The 15,510-nt window shown below is 45.0% G+C and carries 14 protein-coding genes; 4 read left to right on the forward strand and 10 right to left on the reverse strand.

Translation table 11 applies throughout. The features are described 5' to 3' along the window. Nucleotides 1-9 precede the first annotated feature (9 nt). Both LWH95_RS02805 and yclJ read right to left on the reverse strand, forming a co-directional pair. Nucleotides 10-1,425, reverse strand: a complete 1,416-nt coding sequence (locus LWH95_RS02805; RefSeq protein WP_232918912.1) for a sensor histidine kinase — start codon at nucleotides 1,423-1,425, stop codon at nucleotides 10-12. Next, complete coding sequence (gene yclJ / locus LWH95_RS02810) at nucleotides 1,412-2,095, reverse strand: two-component system response regulator YclJ (RefSeq protein ID WP_003240180.1); 684 nt, start codon at nucleotides 2,093-2,095, stop codon at nucleotides 1,412-1,414. Before yclJ ends, LWH95_RS02805 begins: the two co-directional genes overlap by 14 nt. A 208-nt stretch (nucleotides 2,096-2,303) precedes the next feature. Between yclJ and LWH95_RS02815 the strand changes: the two genes are divergently transcribed. Then, nucleotides 2,304-3,764 (forward strand): ABC transporter permease, encoded by a 1,461-nt coding sequence (locus LWH95_RS02815; protein ID WP_133488493.1) that lies wholly within the window; start codon nucleotides 2,304-2,306, stop codon nucleotides 3,762-3,764. A 15-nt stretch (nucleotides 3,765-3,779) separates the two neighbouring features. Further along, entirely contained in the window at nucleotides 3,780-4,460 is a 681-nt protein-coding gene (locus LWH95_RS02820) for an ABC transporter ATP-binding protein (protein WP_133488494.1), read from the forward strand. 102 nt (nucleotides 4,461-4,562) lie between these two features. Here LWH95_RS02820 and LWH95_RS02825 read toward each other — a convergent pair whose 3' ends face one another. Genes LWH95_RS02825 through gerKA form a run of 3 tightly spaced genes read right to left on the reverse strand, consistent with a single transcriptional unit; the run spans nucleotide 4,563 to nucleotide 8,559 of the window. Beyond that, nucleotides 4,563-5,687 (reverse strand): GerAB/ArcD/ProY family transporter, encoded by a 1,125-nt coding sequence (locus LWH95_RS02825; RefSeq protein WP_003240174.1) that lies wholly within the window; start codon nucleotides 5,685-5,687, stop codon nucleotides 4,563-4,565. Nucleotides 5,688-5,711: 24 nt separating this feature from the next. Continuing rightward, on the reverse strand, nucleotides 5,712-6,935 hold the full coding sequence (locus LWH95_RS02830; protein WP_232918913.1) for a Ger(x)C family spore germination protein: 1,224 nt from the start codon (nucleotides 6,933-6,935) through the stop codon (nucleotides 5,712-5,714). Then, nucleotides 6,925-8,559 carry a spore germination protein GerKA gene (gene gerKA, locus LWH95_RS02835; protein WP_088111550.1) on the reverse strand — a complete coding sequence of 545 codons (1,635 nt, stop codon included), beginning with the start codon at nucleotides 8,557-8,559 and terminating at the stop codon, nucleotides 6,925-6,927. The genes LWH95_RS02830 and gerKA overlap by 11 nt, the downstream gene beginning before the upstream one ends. Nucleotides 8,560-8,684: 125 nt before the next feature. Here gerKA and LWH95_RS02840 point away from each other — a divergent pair, with 125 nt between their 5' ends. Further along, nucleotides 8,685-8,906: a hypothetical protein gene (locus LWH95_RS02840; RefSeq protein ID WP_003240168.1), complete on the forward strand. Its 222-nt coding sequence runs from the start codon at nucleotides 8,685-8,687 to the stop codon at nucleotides 8,904-8,906. 15 nt (nucleotides 8,907-8,921) lie between these two features. Here LWH95_RS02840 and LWH95_RS02845 read toward each other — a convergent pair whose 3' ends face one another. Continuing rightward, on the reverse strand, nucleotides 8,922-10,676 hold the full coding sequence (locus tag LWH95_RS02845; RefSeq protein WP_232918914.1) for a right-handed parallel beta-helix repeat-containing protein: 1,755 nt from the start codon (nucleotides 10,674-10,676) through the stop codon (nucleotides 8,922-8,924). Between the two features lie 279 nt (nucleotides 10,677-10,955). Between LWH95_RS02845 and LWH95_RS02850 the strand changes: the two genes are divergently transcribed. Continuing rightward, on the forward strand, nucleotides 10,956-12,434 hold the full coding sequence (locus LWH95_RS02850; protein WP_148982973.1) for a peptide MFS transporter: 1,479 nt from the start codon (nucleotides 10,956-10,958) through the stop codon (nucleotides 12,432-12,434). A 38-nt stretch (nucleotides 12,435-12,472) separates the two neighbouring features. Here LWH95_RS02850 and LWH95_RS02855 read toward each other — a convergent pair whose 3' ends face one another. The 4 genes from LWH95_RS02855 to bsdC all read right to left on the reverse strand — a co-directional run bounded on the left by LWH95_RS02855 (nucleotide 12,473) and on the right by bsdC (nucleotide 15,509). Beyond that, complete coding sequence (locus LWH95_RS02855; RefSeq protein WP_232918915.1) at nucleotides 12,473-13,315, reverse strand: alpha/beta fold hydrolase; 843 nt, start codon at nucleotides 13,313-13,315, stop codon at nucleotides 12,473-12,475. 68 nt (nucleotides 13,316-13,383) lie between these two features. Continuing rightward, nucleotides 13,384-13,848 (reverse strand): pyridoxamine 5'-phosphate oxidase family protein, encoded by a 465-nt coding sequence (locus tag LWH95_RS02860; protein WP_232919005.1) that lies wholly within the window; start codon nucleotides 13,846-13,848, stop codon nucleotides 13,384-13,386. Further along, nucleotides 13,845-14,072, reverse strand: coding sequence for a phenolic acid decarboxylase subunit BsdD (gene bsdD, locus LWH95_RS02865; protein ID WP_019257455.1), 228 nt, complete (start codon nucleotides 14,070-14,072; stop codon nucleotides 13,845-13,847). The genes LWH95_RS02860 and bsdD overlap by 4 nt, the downstream gene beginning before the upstream one ends. Before the next feature lie 15 nt (nucleotides 14,073-14,087). After that, on the reverse strand, nucleotides 14,088-15,509 hold the full coding sequence (gene bsdC / locus LWH95_RS02870) for a phenolic acid decarboxylase BsdC (protein ID WP_232918916.1): 1,422 nt from the start codon (nucleotides 15,507-15,509) through the stop codon (nucleotides 14,088-14,090). Nucleotide 15,510: the final 1 nt, after the last annotated feature.

Below are 15,510 nucleotides of genomic sequence, written 5' to 3' on the forward strand. Positions count from 1 at the left end.
CCCTGTATGTTATTGCTGTTTTGCCGTTAAAGGAAGGCGGATGATGAATTTCGTGCCTTTTCCTTCTTCACTCTTGATTTCTACTGTGCCCTGATGCATTTCAACGAGCTGCTTGACGATGGAGAGACCGAGTCCGTATTCCCCGTATGCCGTGTTCGTTCTTGAAATATCAGCCTTGTAGAACCGCTCCCAAATATGCTCAATATCCTCTTTTGAAATGCCGATTCCCGTATCCTCGATTTCGATAATCGTCTCTTTATATCCTTCTAATCCGCGCAGCCAAATGTTGCCGTTTTTCGTAAATTGGATGCTGTTTTTCGTAATGTTGACGAGAATTTGAATTAACCGGTCATAATCGGCATGGACGATAATGTTATCCTCTACCTGAATCGTCAGCTTGTTTTGCTTTTCTTCCGCCTGCTGTTCCAAGTGCTCTTTCACAATTTCGAAAACCTCGATCAGCGGAACATCGAGCTTGTTCAAGGTAATTTGCTGGGATCTGATTTTTTCATAATCCAGATTTTCTTTTACGAGCCGCAGCATTCGCTTCGTTTCCTCACTGATGAGCGAGAAGCATTTTTCCTTCTTATCCTCAGGAATCGTATGGCTGTTCAGCCCTTCAACCAAACCGTTGATCGTCGTCAGCGGTGTCCTTAACTCATGAGACACGTCAGCGATAAACTGCCTTCTCCGCTTCTCAAGTCGATCGATTTCATCCCTTGATTGCTTTAATTTTTTCGCCATGATATTAAAGTCAGACGCCAGCACGCCGATTTCGTCACCGTAGCTGTTCTCCAAATGAATGTCATAATCGCCGGCAGCCACTTTATCCGTCGCTTCTCTCAGCTTTTCAATCCGTTTCACATGGAATTTGGACAGAAGCCAGCTGACGAGAATGGTAATCACAAGTGTGCTGATCACAGCGTAAAACATGTAGAGATTGACCTGATTGACCATCTGTTCAACACCGCTGATCGGAGAAATCAGCAGAACGGCGCCTTTAAATTCGTTCTGAACAAAAATAGGCTGCGCCACAAGGGACACTTCATCATCAAAACGGCCATCAGCTCTGATCATGACAGTCTGCCCTTTTTTCAGCTTATTCCATTCTGATTTCTTCAGCTTTTCCCTTGGCGGAAAACCTTCGGGCATGAAATAAGGACGCTGCTTTTCATCAAAGAGCACAAACTGTGTCTTTCTTGTGCTCAGCAAATCCTGATACGGGTACAGCCTGTGCATATCAACCTGGCCGCCTTGGAATTCGTTTGCGATCTGTACCGCATATGATGTCAATTCCTCTACTTTGTTTTGATAGGCAAACTCTTTCACAAAGTGGGAAAACAGAGAAATGATAATGACAAACGCTAAAAGCAAAATGCTGATATGGCTCAGCAGCAGCTGATATAAATATTTAATCTTCATCAAATTTATACCCTACTCCCCACACCGTATATAGGAAAGGCTTGTCTTCGCTGGCAAGCTTTTTCCGCAGCCGTTTAATATGAACATCAACCGTTCGCTCATCTCCGTAGAACTGATAGCCCCATACCTGCTCAAGCAGCTGTTCTCTGGAGAACACCTGCCGCGGGTTTTGGACAAGGTAGTACAGCAGATCGAATTCTTTCGGCGTGAGGTTTTCTACAGGCTCTCCGTTTAAAAATACTTCTCTCGTTTTCTTATTAATGGTAAAGCATTCCGACTCGATCAAATCTTCATCAATGACCGCTTTGCCTGTTGCCTGATATCTTCTGATGACGGCTTTAATGCGGGCAACCAATGTCAGCGGACTGAACGGCTTCGTGACATAATCGTCTGCTCCCATCTCAAAACCGATGACCTGATCTGATTCAGTGTCTTTGGCAGTCAGCATGATAATCGGCACCGTGCTTGTCTCTCTTATTTTTCTGCAGATGGTCACGCCGTCCATGGATGGAAGCATAATATCCAAAATGATCAGGTCCCAATTTTCTTCCGTAAAACGCTGGTATCCCTCTAACCCATCATGAACGAATTCCGCTTCAAAACCTTCCTTAAAAAAGAACATCTCCGTCATCGTACATACACTAACATTATCTTCTATCATTAATATTTTCATTGTATCCTCCGGTTGTTTTGATGCTTTTTTATATAATAGCACCATTTTATACAGAAGAATTTGTGTTTCACAATTGTTAGTTTTTATTTAATCAACTAGAAATAGATTGTTCATACTTTTTTCATACCTTTGGACTACTATTTATCAACAAGCGGGCCCGCCCCACAGGCGGTCTTAACAATATAAATACCTATACGGAGGAACATAAATGAACTTTATCAAACGGGCCTTTTGGAATATGAAGGCTAAAAAGGGAAAAACGTTATTGCAATTATTTGTGTTTACAGTCATATGTGTCTTTGTTCTGTCAGGCCTCACAATCCAGTCGGCAGCACAAAAATCAAGCGAACTGGCCAGACAGGAGCTCGGCGGAAGCGTGACGCTCCAGGTTGACCGCCAAAAGCAAATGGAAAAACAGCAGGACAGCGGAGAAAAACGCAGCTTCGAATCAACACCGATCAAAGTATCTGATGCGAATAAGCTTGCAGCACTTGATCATGTGAAGAGCTACAATTACACCACATCAGCTTCAGCCAACGCAGGAAACTTTGATGCGATTGAAAGCTCTAGTTCAAGTGATTCCAGCTCAAGCAGTTCAAGCTCAAATAATAAAAACAGCCAAGGCGGCGGACAAGGTGGGCCGCAAATGGTTCAAGCCGACCTTTCTATCGAAGGTGTCATCAGCACAGCGTTAGTCGATGACTTCTCTGACGGAGATTCAAAAATCACAGACGGACGCGCGATTACAAAATCAGATGTCGGCAAAAAAGTAACAGTGATCAATGAAACATTAGCGGAAGAAAATGATTTAAGCGTTGGCGATTCGATCACAATTGAATCAGCCACGGATGAAGATACAACGGTAAAGCTGAAGATTGTCGGTATCTATAAAACTACGTCTTCAGGCGATGACCAAGCCCAGAATTTCTCTTTCTTAAATCCTTACAACAAGCTTTACACACCTTACACAGCAACAGCAGCGCTGAAAGGTGACGATTATAAAAATACGATTGACTCAGCCGTTTACTATATGGATGATGCGAAAAATATCGATGCCTTCGTAAAAGCAGCGAAGAAAACATCGATTGACTTTGATACATTCACATTGAATACAAACGATCAGCTTTATCAGCAAATGGTCGGCCCGATCGAAAATGTAGCTTCTTTTTCTAAAAACGTCGTGTATCTTGTGTCAGTGGCAGGCGCTGTCATTCTTGGCCTGATTGTCATGATGTCTATCAGAGAGCGCAAATATGAGATGGGCGTGTTAATGGCGATCGGTGAAAAACGCTGGAAACTGATCGGACAGTTCTTAACTGAGATTCTGATCGTAGCTGTTATCGCGATCGGCATTGCATCATTGACGGGAAATCTAGTTGCGAACCAGCTCGGAAATCAGCTTTTATCCCAGCAGATCAGTTCATCAACTGATTCAACACAAACCGCTAGCGGACAAATGCCTGGCGGCGGTGGCGGCATGGGCGGCGGAATGTTCGGACACAGCTCAGCAAACGTAGATGTCATTGATTCACTGAACGTTGCGGTTTCTATGAACGACATGCTTGTTCTTGGCGGAATCGGCATCTTCATCGCAATCATCGCAACATTGCTGCCGTCAATTTCAGTACTGCGGCTCCATCCGAAAACGATATTGACAAAACAGGAATAGAAAGAGGCGAAACTTATGAGCTTATTAGAATTTCAACAAGTCGGCTACTGGTATAAAGACAAAAGCCAGCCATTGTTTCAGGATATCAACATCAGCTTTCAAAAAGGAAAATTCTATACAATCGTCGGCACATCAGGGACAGGAAAAACCACTTTCCTGTCTCTGGCAGGCGGACTAGATGCACCAAAAGAAGGAACCATCCTTTACGAGGGAAAAGCTGTTTCCAAAATCGGCTTAACAAATTTCAGAAATCAATATGTATCAATTGTCTTTCAGGCGTACAACCTGCTTCCATATATGACGGCTCTGCAGAATGTCACAACCGCCATGGAAATCACAGGTTCTAAAGAAAAGGACAAAGAAGCGTATGCGCTGGAAATGCTGCAGAAGGTCGGCATCAGCGAAAAACAAGCCCGGCAAAAAGTGCTGACACTGAGCGGCGGACAGCAGCAGCGGGTATCCATTACAAGAGCTTTCTGCTGTGACACGGATCTCATCGTAGCCGATGAACCAACCGGAAACCTTGATGAAGATACATCAAAAGAAATCGTACGCCTCTTTCAAGATCTGGCGCACAAGGAAAATAAATGCGTCATCATGGTGACGCACGATGAGCAAATTGCAAAAGTATCGGACATCAACATCAGACTTTCAAGAGGAAGCTTTACTGTGAAGGAAAACGTCGCAGTCGTATAACAAAAGCGCGCCTCTGCCAGTGCAGACAGGGGCGCAACCTATATCCCCCTTTTATATAGAAGTGAACATAAAAAGAGCGGCGGCTGCATCCCCCCGCTCTTTTTATTGTTTTTTTCTTCCCGATCCATTTGATTTCTCTCTTCGCTTCTTTTTCCAAACGGCAAGAATAAACAGAAAGAGCGGAAACAATACCTGAAAAGGCAAATGAATATACAGCGGCACCACTTTTAGGCCTTCGTTCAAATGCTCTGAAAAGTTAGTCGCGATGGTAATAGAAAGAATTAAGATGCCCAATCCCATTGGATAAGCCAATTGAGAAGGGTTCTTTTCCTTAAAAAGCGTGGACGTGCCCACCACCACTGCGTATAAGTAGAGGCTAACCTTAAAGAAGCCGCCGATGATCAGTGCCAGCATAAAAAAGACATCTAGCCGGTCTAAAAATTCTTCAACCTTGATCGTCTGAATCGTACTTAAAAGCGGGAACTGGGATCTGAGTGTAAGATCAACATCAAGTACGCTGATATTAATCGCCACGGTAAGCGCCACAACCAATCCGCTGATGGCCATGGCGATCATCCCCTTTTTTTTCACATCTTTTCGGTCATTAAGATAAGGGAAAATCATCACGAATAAAACGACTTCACCAAACGGAACGTACATGGTCTGCGTAAAAACAGAGTGAATGACAGGAGGAATGCCGTCTACTAAAACCGGTTTTAAATTCTGCGGGTCTATGGAACCTGAAACAACAATTAGCACGAGGCCGATCGCACCCAGTAAATACATGGCTCCGAAAAGAAGCTCCGCCGCGCGGGCGAGCACTTCAATTCCTTTTCTGACGGCATATATGCTAACAATCATTAATAAAGCATTCACAATCAGAATCGGCGTATCATGATAAGCAAACGTCAGCAGCATTTCTCCAAAGTCACGCAGCACCCGGGCGGCAATATAGGCAAAGTACAGGATATACAGAAATGAAAACAGCCAGCTCAGCTTGGTTCCCAGCATATCATCCATATATTCTTTCGGGGAAGATTCCGGGTAACATTGATAAATGCCTTGATACAAATAGTAAAGAAACAAACCGACCCCACAGCCCAATAGAACTGCTATCCAAGCATCCCTGCCCGCCATTGATCCAGGTGTAATCAATAAGGCACTGCCCAGCTCAAAAATGATAATCATGACAAACAGCTGCCTGATGCTGATTTTGGCTTTTTCCATCTGCCATTTCCCCTTTCTCCAGCCCTACTCACCTTTAAGCTGGTGCCTGAGTGGATTATTTCGCAACCCCGTTCTTCTGATATACGTCTCCGCCTTCACATCGACAGGCAGTTCCGGCAAATACTCTTTGTCCCATGTGTCCTTCATTTTTTCCCACTGCTTCGGATACTTTCTATATATCGTGTCACCAAAACCGATAAAATCAATTTTGTTCTTTTTGATCTTTTTCACAGCATGGCTGATTTCCTTTTCCAGCTCTTTGTTGAGAGCTTTTTCAATAGAGGCCAGCACCTTTGGATTAGACAATTGGAAAGGGTATTTGACAGCATCCACAATTCCTTCAACCGTCACATGAACGTGGATGTGAGGACGCCCGTTCCGCATCTCAGGTACCAGCTTTGTGGTTTGGTGGGTGATTTGTAAGCTGACCGCGTCCTTCGTCTTGCCCCAGTCAGCATTAACAAACGTATGCTGAACCTTATTCATAAGCCAGACGGCTCCAACGCTTTCCTTGTCTTCAATCCAATACTTTAAATGGCCTGACTTATCAAAAACCGCCAAACCGTCTGCCTGAAGAATAGCTTTCGGATCTGTCGCCTGCGTGTTTTCCATGCTGATTCCTTTTTTATCGTCACCAATCATCATATATCCCGGGATAACCGGCGCTTTTGTGGTGATGGCAAGTGTTTTCAGGACGTCCTGAATATTGGTTTTGACCACCCGTCCGTATTGCGCCTCAGTAAAGTCGAGTGTTTTGTTGACTTTATTTGACGGAATTTTATCAATCGGCGTCAGGATTTTTACGATATTTTCCGCTTTTGTCTTATGGGCAACGACCATTGTCGCTGTTGTCCTAAATTCCGTATCGCGGTCAAGGTTATCTAACACAAAATCCAAGCCTTCCTCTCTCGCCAGCTTTTCACTGATCACGACCAGATTGGTATGGGCAAAGTAAAGCCGCCGGGATACCTTCATGGAGGCTTTTCTGAGTGCTTCCGTCATATTGTCACCTTCAATGGAATAGACCGAGATAGGCGGCCTGTCTCCAGCACCGCCGCCCTGCAGCCCGCCGGCAACATTTCCGGGATTGATAATTTGAAGATGCAGCACGTAGTTGCCTTCGTTCGTCCGATCAATGCCAATCGCCGAGATAATCGCAAGGTCCGTCAGTTCCCGCTTATCCCAGCAGCCGGGCAGCACAATGACGCTCAAAAGCATGAGAACGGCTAATACACGTTTACGTACCATTCTTATCCCCTTCTTCCAAGTCTTTGTTCACCATTCCGCGTGAACCATCAGGCACTGGTCGCTGATCTTCCGCCTGCCGCACCTTATCTTCCTTGCTGATTGATTCCGGCCTTTTTTGATCAGCCCACCATGGAACCCTGAACAGTGTGTCCTTTACCCCTTGAGAAGAAAAGGGAGCAAGCGGCGACATATAAGGAACACCGAAAGAGCGCAGGCTGCATAAATGAACAAACATCATAATGATCCCTAAAATCAGCCCGTAAAACCCCATAATAGAAGATGCAATAATAAAGATAAATCGAATGAGACGGGCTGAAATGGCCATGGCAAATGCGGGTGTCGCGAAGCTGGCAATCGCGGTGATGGCAACGATAATGACCATAGCCGGAGAGACGATGCCTGCTTGTACGGCAGCCTGGCCGATAACAAGCGCACCTACGATCGATACCGCCGAGCCAACAACACGCGGCAGCCTGACGCCGGCTTCCCTCAGAATCTCAAAAGCAACCTCCATCGTGATTGCTTCGACAACAGCCGGAAAAGGGACAATCTCCCGCTGAGCCGCAATAACCACTAACAGCTGAGTCGGAATCATTTCCTGGTGAAACGTCGTGGCTGCCACATAAACAGCCGGGGCGACAAGTGAAATAAAAAAGATTAAAATTCGCAGAACCCGTATGCTTGTCGCAATGTCAAAACGCGAATAATAGTCTTCAACGGACTGAAAAAATTGAATAAATAATGCCGGAGCAATGAGAACAAACGGCGTTCCGTCCACAACGATCGCAAATCTTCCTTCTAACAGATTTCCCGCCACAACATCCGGGCGTTCTGTATGATACAAGGTCGGAAACGTCGTAAATGTTTCATCTTCAATCAGCTGCTCGATATATCCCGACTCTAAAATACTGTCAATATCTATTTTTTTCAGGCGCGAGCGCACTTCTTTCAGCACCTTTTCATCACAAATGCCATGAATGTACATGAGCGCGACATCCGTGTGTGTCACAGATCCGATTTTCATTTTCTCTACCCATACATTCGGATTTTTGATATATCGGCGGATCATGGAAATATTGGTTTGCAGAGACTCTGTGAACCCTTGGCGCGGACCGCGGAAGGACACCTGGGTGCTCGGCTCTTGGATGGAGCGTTTCTCTCCCCCTTGTGTGCTGCAAATAAGCGCCTCTTCTGAACCGTCTGCGAAAATCAGTGAATTGCCGAGCATTAATTCAGAAAAAAGCTTGTCCCAGCCCTTTTCTGCTTTCACTCCTCCCAGCGGGAGCGTTTTTTCAAGAATCTGCTGGATGGCATGAGAATTTTGGATGGACTCGTCCTGAACCAAGGGCTCGATTAGAGATTCATGAATCGTGTTATTATCGACCAGACCCGCAATATAAATAACAGCAAGGTGGACACGATCCTGTTCCCCGATTTTGATCTCGCGAATGATGACGTCTGAGCTGCTTCCGACTTCCTTTTTCGTTTCAGCTATGTTTTTTGCCAAACTTGGGGAAACGAGAACCGGCCTTTCTTTTTCCTGCTGCTGGTTCTGATTCTTTTCTTCCGTATTCTGTTTGTCTTTTGAACCGGTATTGTTCTTTCGCTTAAAAAATAAAGGCATACACAAAATACCTTTCCTTGTCGTTTTCTCATATTCTTCCTTTGAGAGTTGAGATTATGCATTCGGATGGCTGCGGTATAACTTCTCTGATAAAGATAGACACTAAAAGCGGAGGGTGATGAAGCATGAAAATATTAGGCGTGACAGGGATCATATTAATTTGTTTATTAACTATTTCTGTTTTCATGGACATGCTTCAAGGTTTCAGTTTGACAAAAGCCATTTATAACAATATGTCCAGCTTTAAAATGACGACGTTTACAGAATGGGTCGTGCTTTTATTTTTTGTTCTGATACTGGTGAGGGAAATATATATGCTCTATAAAGCGAAAAAAAAGAACCCCTAGAGCGGGGCGTTTTTTTCAGGCGATAATATTGCCGTCTGCTGTATCGCTAGTATGTTTGTTGATTGTTCCTTTGAAGATGCGATTGCCGATGATTTTGGAATTGGTTGAGGTGTTTGTTTGGATGGCTACCGCCGTGCCTGCGGAGAGGTTATTGATGGTGTTTCCAGAGATGATAGAACCTGCAGAACCGTTGACATAAATGACAATCGGATTCCCGGCCGTTCTGTTGACTGAAATGGTATTATCAAATATCTCATGTACACCGGCGCTGATATAGATGGTGACCAAAAGCGGAGATCTTTCAAAGTGGTTGCTGATAATAGAGGTTTTTGCACTTGTGGAGCAGTAAATCGGATAATTTTTAAAATTTTTAAATGTATTGTTTTTGATGACGGCGTTAGCATTGTTCGTGACGGAAACGGTATACGATTCCAAGGCTCCTTCGAACGCATCGGGAATCATTGTATTTCCTTCAATCACCGCGTTTCCTTGAGCGATCCAAATTCCCCGGCTGAATTTTCTCAGCACATTATCTTTTATGATCATATCGCCGCCGGTTATGGTCACACCGTCAATGACTTCAATGAGGCAGTTATTCAGAAATGCGCTATCATCTGACAGCACTGCGCGAAGACCGGTACTGCGCCTTGTTTCAGACAGTCCGCTTTGAATTTGGTTGCCGTCTACCTTTACGTCGGAAGACTGATAAACCAATATCCCTGTGTTTTCGAAGTTACTGATTTTGTTGTTCGTGACAAGAACGCTCTTTCCTCTGACATCAATCCCGGTTGAAAACCCGGTAATAAGATTGCCGGCGATCACCGCATCACTGCTTTCTTTTCCTTGTGACACACCGAGTCCGGTAATCCCGACTCTAGGTGCAGCAGCCGCGTCTTCCGCCCGTCTGAGAATATTTCCCTTGATCACCGTTTGAGTTCCATATCCATAGCTGATCGTATTGTCTGAGTGGTTTCCTTCTATTGAAATGCCGTACCCGTTAAAATTGGTCACAGAACTTGAAACGTTTCCGCTAAAATGGTTATTGCGAATGGATACATTGATCGGCTCTTCATAGTCAACATCGCCTTCACCGTATCCTTCTATATCAATTCCGAATTTCGGCGCTGTTCCATTTCCCGTCCCGGCATCTTCAATCACGCATTCCTCCACTGTGACCATGTCACACCCGGTTATGGAAATGTTATTTCTTCTCGACCGCCGAACCTCACAGCGGCGGATGGTAATATGCTCTGACGTTCGATAATTATTAGATGTCTTTAAGCCTAACGGACTGACAATAATCCCGTCCCCGGTGAAATCAGAAATTTTGACATCATCAATGACAACATTCGAGCATCCTTCAATGCAAATGCCGAAGCCCCATTCATGGGTTGACCTTATCCCCGCGGACGCATACGTATGTTCATCCCGCTCGCCGATAATTTGTCCCCCGGAAATGGTTATATTCTCTTGCCTGCCTACATAAAATGCGGAATACCCCCACGAACTGTTCGGAATGACTTTGATGATGCACTCTGGGTCCATCATAATCTCAAGGTTGCCGGGAACAATGATTCCGGCGTTTCGAAACTTTTGATTGGAATCTCCTCCAAGTGTCCCGTCTATTAAATATGTCCCTTTTGGGAACCAGACAGTATGATATCCTTTCGAAACAGCCGTACTGAGGCACTGATTAATCAAGTCTGTTGAATCCGTTTTACCATCTCCTGAAATACCGAAATCAGCCGCATTTAATATGAATTCAACCAATTGCGAGCCTCCTTCTCCATGATTAGTATCATGATACTCACAAAGGCCCGATCCGCTTGTACATTTCTCTAAAATTTTATTAAAAAAATATAAAGGAATAGTTTTGTAAGAAAACCTCACGAAAAAAGTCCTAAAAACCAGTATAAATTCACTATTTTCATACGTTTATATTTTTTCTATTCTGGAACTTCTTGAAATGAGTATAAATTATATTGACACAAGTATTATATAAGAATATGATTTTTATAATACACTTTTTTAAGAAAGGGTTTGGCTGACATGGCTTCGATTGATAACGAAAGTATCATTAAAAGCGTCCCGCAAAAAGGGTTCTTTGGTCACCCGCGAGGACTATTTACGCTATTTTTCACCGAATTTTGGGAGCGTTTCTCTTACTATGGAATGAGAGCAATCTTGCTTTACTATTTGTATACAGAGACGGTAAACGGAGGGCTTGGCTTTGACAAAGGCACAGCGGTTGCCATTATGTCAATCTACGGATCACTCGTATACATGTCCACTATTATTGGCGGATGGCTTGCTGACCGGGTATTCGGAACCGCAAACACTGTGTTTTACGGCGGCATATTCATTATGTTCGGCCACATTGCACTCGCCTATCCAGGCAGCGCGACAGCATTCTATATCAGCATGGTGCTTATCATTATCGGAACAGGCTTATTAAAACCAAACGTTTCAAGCGTGGTTGGAGATCTTTACACGAAAGAAGACACGCGCCGCGATTCAGGTTTCAGTATTTTCTACATGGGGATTAACCTTGGCGGTTTACTCGCGCCGTTAATTGTCGGAACACTCGGACAGAAGTACAACTATCATCTCGGCTTCGGAGCTGCCGCAGTCGGAATGCTTCTCGGACTTATCGTATTTGCTCTGACAAGAAAGAAAAACCTCGGGATTGCAGGCTCAAATGTGCCGAATCCGCTGTCTAAAAAATCTGCGATTGGTACTGGAATCGGTGTTATCGTTGTGGCAATTGCAGTGATTATCTCTGTACAAACAGGCATGCTGACGATCAATGGTTTCATTGACCTAGTAAGTATTCTCGGTATTTTGATTCCTATTGTTTATTTCATCATCATGTTTACAAGCAAAAAAGCGGACAAAACAGAAAAATCTCGTCTTGCCGCTTACATCCCTTTGTTTATCGGTGCTGTCATGTTCTGGGCTATTCAGGAACAGGGAGCGACCATTCTTGCGGTATACGCTGATGAACGCATAAGGCTTTCATTAGGCGGATTAGAACTTCAGTCATCTTGGTTCCAATCATTAAATCCATTGTTTATCGTTATTTTTGCGCCAATTTTTGCGTGGCTATGGATGAAGCTTGGCAAACGCCAGCCGTCCACACCAGTTAAATTCTCAATCGGAATTATTCTAGCTGGCTTGTCATTTATCATTATGGTATTCCCTGCAATGCAAGGAAAAGAAGCACTCGTAAGCCCGCTTTGGCTCGTCCTCAGCTTCCTGCTTGTCGTGCTTGGAGAGCTGTGCCTGTCTCCAGTCGGTTTATCCGTAACAACGAAACTGGCGCCAGCTGCATTCTCTGCACAGACAATGAGTATGTGGTTTCTGACTAACGCAGCAGCCCAAGCGATCAATGCCCAAGTAGCCGGATTGTTTGATAAAATTCCTGAAACAATGTACTTCGGCACCATCGGTTTGATATCAATCGTACTTGGCTGCATTCTCCTGCTGCTATCTCCGATTATCAAACGCGCGATGAAAGGGGTCTTATAATAAGAAACAGCCCGCGGATTTTGATCGCGGGCTGTTTTTTATTTGTCCATCCATTTGCTGAAGCTTTGATCAAAGGCTTGCGGTTCTTCCAGCATCGGCTGATGGCCGCTCTTCTCAAAAATAACCTTCTCCACATGGGGATATGACCCCTCAACAGCATCCCACAGCGTAACAGGCGCAACCAGATAATCATATCTGCCTAAGCCGATATACACCGGCACTTGAACGTCAGCTAACCGCTCAATAAGATCAAGCTGGGCAAATGTATGCCCCCATAATTCATCAATGATCGGCATATTCGTGAAAACACCGTCCCATAAAGCAGCATGAGGACGCTCTTGATAAAAGCTTTTCGCTTCAGCGCGAATACACATGTGCACAAAGCGTCTTTCGGGATCAATCTCTATGTCCCGCGGCAAATTCGCAATGTCTTTTTCAAAGCGTTTCTTTCTCTCGAGACTGGCGGTCTCCATGAAAAACGTTTCGCTTTTTCGCTGTCTTTCTTCACTGTTATCAGGTGCAGTATTGAAAAGCGCAACCTTCCGAACATGCTCAGGATATGTCCTGGCATATTCTAAAGCCATAAAAGCGTGCCCAGAATGGCCCAAGATGACGACATCTTCAAGCTGAAGAGATGTTCTCATCCTTTCAATATCGGCCAAGACGGTGTCAAGACTCAGATCTTCTGCCCGCAGTTCCCTCTTGATTTTAGCAAATCCCCTATGATCGACAAATATCCATTGATATTTCTGTTTGATGTGTTCGGAAAAAAGACGCGGGTAGTAAACCGCACTCCCGATTACAAGAATGGGTGCGCCCTCTCCCTCGATTCGATATGATAAATCAAAGCCGTCTGAGTGACAGATCCCCGTACGTTCCATTTCTCTCGCCTCCTTTGTTTTCATTATATAAAAATAAAAGCCTGACGCATGGCGTCAGGCTTTCGATATTATTGCTTCAATTCCTCAAGCGTCTTTTCCCATCTGTTCAGCACCTCTTCAGGGCTGTGAAGCTGGATATGGACACCAGAAGTCAAATCAGCATATTTCGCAACGTCCTCCTTCACCGAAACGATGCGGCAGGCAAAACGGTCTCTGTCATATTCGGCTTCCTTCAAAGGCGGCAAAGGCTCGCATTGCAGCTTCACATAATGAGCGGCTCCCTCCCACCATGCCGTGAACTGCGCTTTCCCTGTGCGAAGGATGTTGGCGGCAGTCGCTGTGTTTTTCCAAAGCGCGATTCTTATATCCGTTCGGCTCAGAGCAATGATTTCTCCCGCGCTGATCATGGCGGCGTGCGGCCAGCCGTCCTCCGATACCGTTTGGAGAACGAAAGCCTCATGCTGCTTCTCCTTCAGGCGTTTCCCGTCAAGCAGCTCAAAGAGACGGTCTGATATACAATTCACGCTGATCAGGCCTTTCGTTCAGGCACAGCCGGAACTTCAATTGCTGTTTCTGTTTCCTTCGGATCGATTTTAAACGCCGGGTTGTATTTCGCCGGATTTGTAATGCTTTCCGGCTCACAGGATCTCCATGTAAAAAAACATGTTTGGCACTGATAAACTTCCCATGCGCCTTCTACAGGCGATTTGCTCATGACTTCTCCCTTTTTTGAATCGCATCGAGGACATGTATGCATATCGATCATCCTTTCCTATTTATTCATTAAGTCCATTAGTTTTTGTTCCCATTCCTTCGTTGTTAATGGTGAATCAAGCGGCTGTGAATAATGGCCTCTTGTTTCAGGCGCAACCGGTGTAGTGGCGTCAAGAATCATTTTGTGAGTGATCCCTGATGGGTTAGATCCCGGGTCAAGTGGCAGGACAGATAAATCCGGAATGATAACCGCATCGTGCTTCGGATGCATTTTGGTCGAAAGCGCCCACATGACCTGCGGCAGGTTGAATGGATCGACATCCTCGTCAACGACAATGACCATTTTGCAGTAGCCGAGTCCGTGCGGTGTTGTGAGTGCGCGCATGCCGACCGCTTTTGCAAATCCGCCATAGCGTGTTTTTGTGGAAACGATCGCGATCAAACCGTGTGTGTACATGGCGTTTACTGCCACAATTTCATTCGGATATGCTTCTTTTAACTGCTGATAAAGCGGCACACAAGTATTGATTCCGATCATGTAATCGCATTCTGTCCAAGGCATGCCTAAGTATAAATGTTCGAAAATTGGATTGTTTCTGTGATACACGCGTTTAATTTTGATGATCGGCATGCTGCGTCCGCCAGAATAATGCCCTGTGAATTCACCGAACGGGCCTTCATATTCACGCTCTCCGGCAATGATTTCGCCTTCAAGCACAACTTCAGCGCCCCATGGAACATCAAGATCAGACAGCTTTGATTTGACGATGCGATATGGTTCGCCTTGAATTGCGCCTGCCATTTCGTATTCTGATTGATCATAAAGAAGCGGAGTCGATGCCGCCGTTGTAATGACCGGTTCACAGCCAAGCGCAATGGTGACCGGAAGATTGATGCCGCGTTCTTCGGCTTGGCGCAGATGGATCGCAATATCGTGCTGCGGCACAGGCTGAATGCCGAGGCGGTCTTTTCCTTTGACCTGCATTCTGTAAATGCCGACGTTTTGTTTGCCGAAATTGTCAGGGTCTTCAAGATCACGGGAAATGACACACGCTTTGTCTAAATAGTAACCGCCGTCTCCTTGGTTAATTCTGAAAAGAGGCAGTATATCGAACAAATTGATATCTTCTGTGATTTCATTTTCATGAAACGGCGCTGTTTCCTCACGTTTGACCGGCATCGGAAACTGGTCATAACGCTTCGCGAATTCAAAAAACTGTTCTTTTACCGGCGTGTCTTTTGGCATGTCCAGCATCATTGCATGGTTCGGCCAAGAGCCGATCACATTCATCGCAATTTGTGCATTGTGATAGCCGTAAATGTTATTAAATAAGAGCGCGGGGCTTTTATCGCCAAGATTGCTGGCTGCGCGTGCTGCGGCTCCTAAATCCGGCTCCGGCTTCACCTCTTCATTCACTGTTAGCAGCTGTCCTTCTTTTTCAAGGGCAGCGAGAAATTCTCTGAAATCTTGATAAGCCATG

It is taken from the genome of Bacillus sp. G16, assembly GCF_021282335.1.
Lineage (GTDB): Bacteria > Bacillota > Bacilli > Bacillales > Bacillaceae > Bacillus > Bacillus inaquosorum.

What these genes read in the sequence shown, in the direction of transcription:
- gerKA (WP_088111550.1), bottom strand. Translation starts at nt 8,559, where the DNA reads ATGCCTTTATTTTTTAAGCGAAAGAACAATACCGGTTCAAAAGACAAA.
- LWH95_RS02815 (WP_133488493.1), top strand. Translation starts at nt 2,304, where the DNA reads ATGAACTTTATCAAACGGGCCTTTTGGAATATGAAGGCTAAAAAGGGA.
- LWH95_RS02850 (WP_148982973.1), top strand. Translation starts at nt 10,956, where the DNA reads ATGGCTTCGATTGATAACGAAAGTATCATTAAAAGCGTCCCGCAAAAA.
- LWH95_RS02830 (WP_232918913.1), bottom strand. Translation starts at nt 6,935, where the DNA reads ATGGTACGTAAACGTGTATTAGCCGTTCTCATGCTTTTGAGCGTCATT.
- LWH95_RS02840 (WP_003240168.1), top strand. Translation starts at nt 8,685, where the DNA reads ATGAAAATATTAGGCGTGACAGGGATCATATTAATTTGTTTATTAACT.
- yclJ (WP_003240180.1), bottom strand. Translation starts at nt 2,095, where the DNA reads ATGAAAATATTAATGATAGAAGATAATGTTAGTGTATGTACGATGACG.
- bsdD (WP_019257455.1), bottom strand. Translation starts at nt 14,072, where the DNA reads ATGCATACATGTCCTCGATGCGATTCAAAAAAGGGAGAAGTCATGAGC.
- LWH95_RS02855 (WP_232918915.1), bottom strand. Translation starts at nt 13,315, where the DNA reads ATGGAACGTACGGGGATCTGTCACTCAGACGGCTTTGATTTATCATAT.
- bsdC (WP_232918916.1), bottom strand. Translation starts at nt 15,509, where the DNA reads ATGGCTTATCAAGATTTCAGAGAATTTCTCGCTGCCCTTGAAAAAGAA.
- LWH95_RS02825 (WP_003240174.1), bottom strand. Translation starts at nt 5,687, where the DNA reads ATGGAAAAAGCCAAAATCAGCATCAGGCAGCTGTTTGTCATGATTATC.
- LWH95_RS02820 (WP_133488494.1), top strand. Translation starts at nt 3,780, where the DNA reads ATGAGCTTATTAGAATTTCAACAAGTCGGCTACTGGTATAAAGACAAA.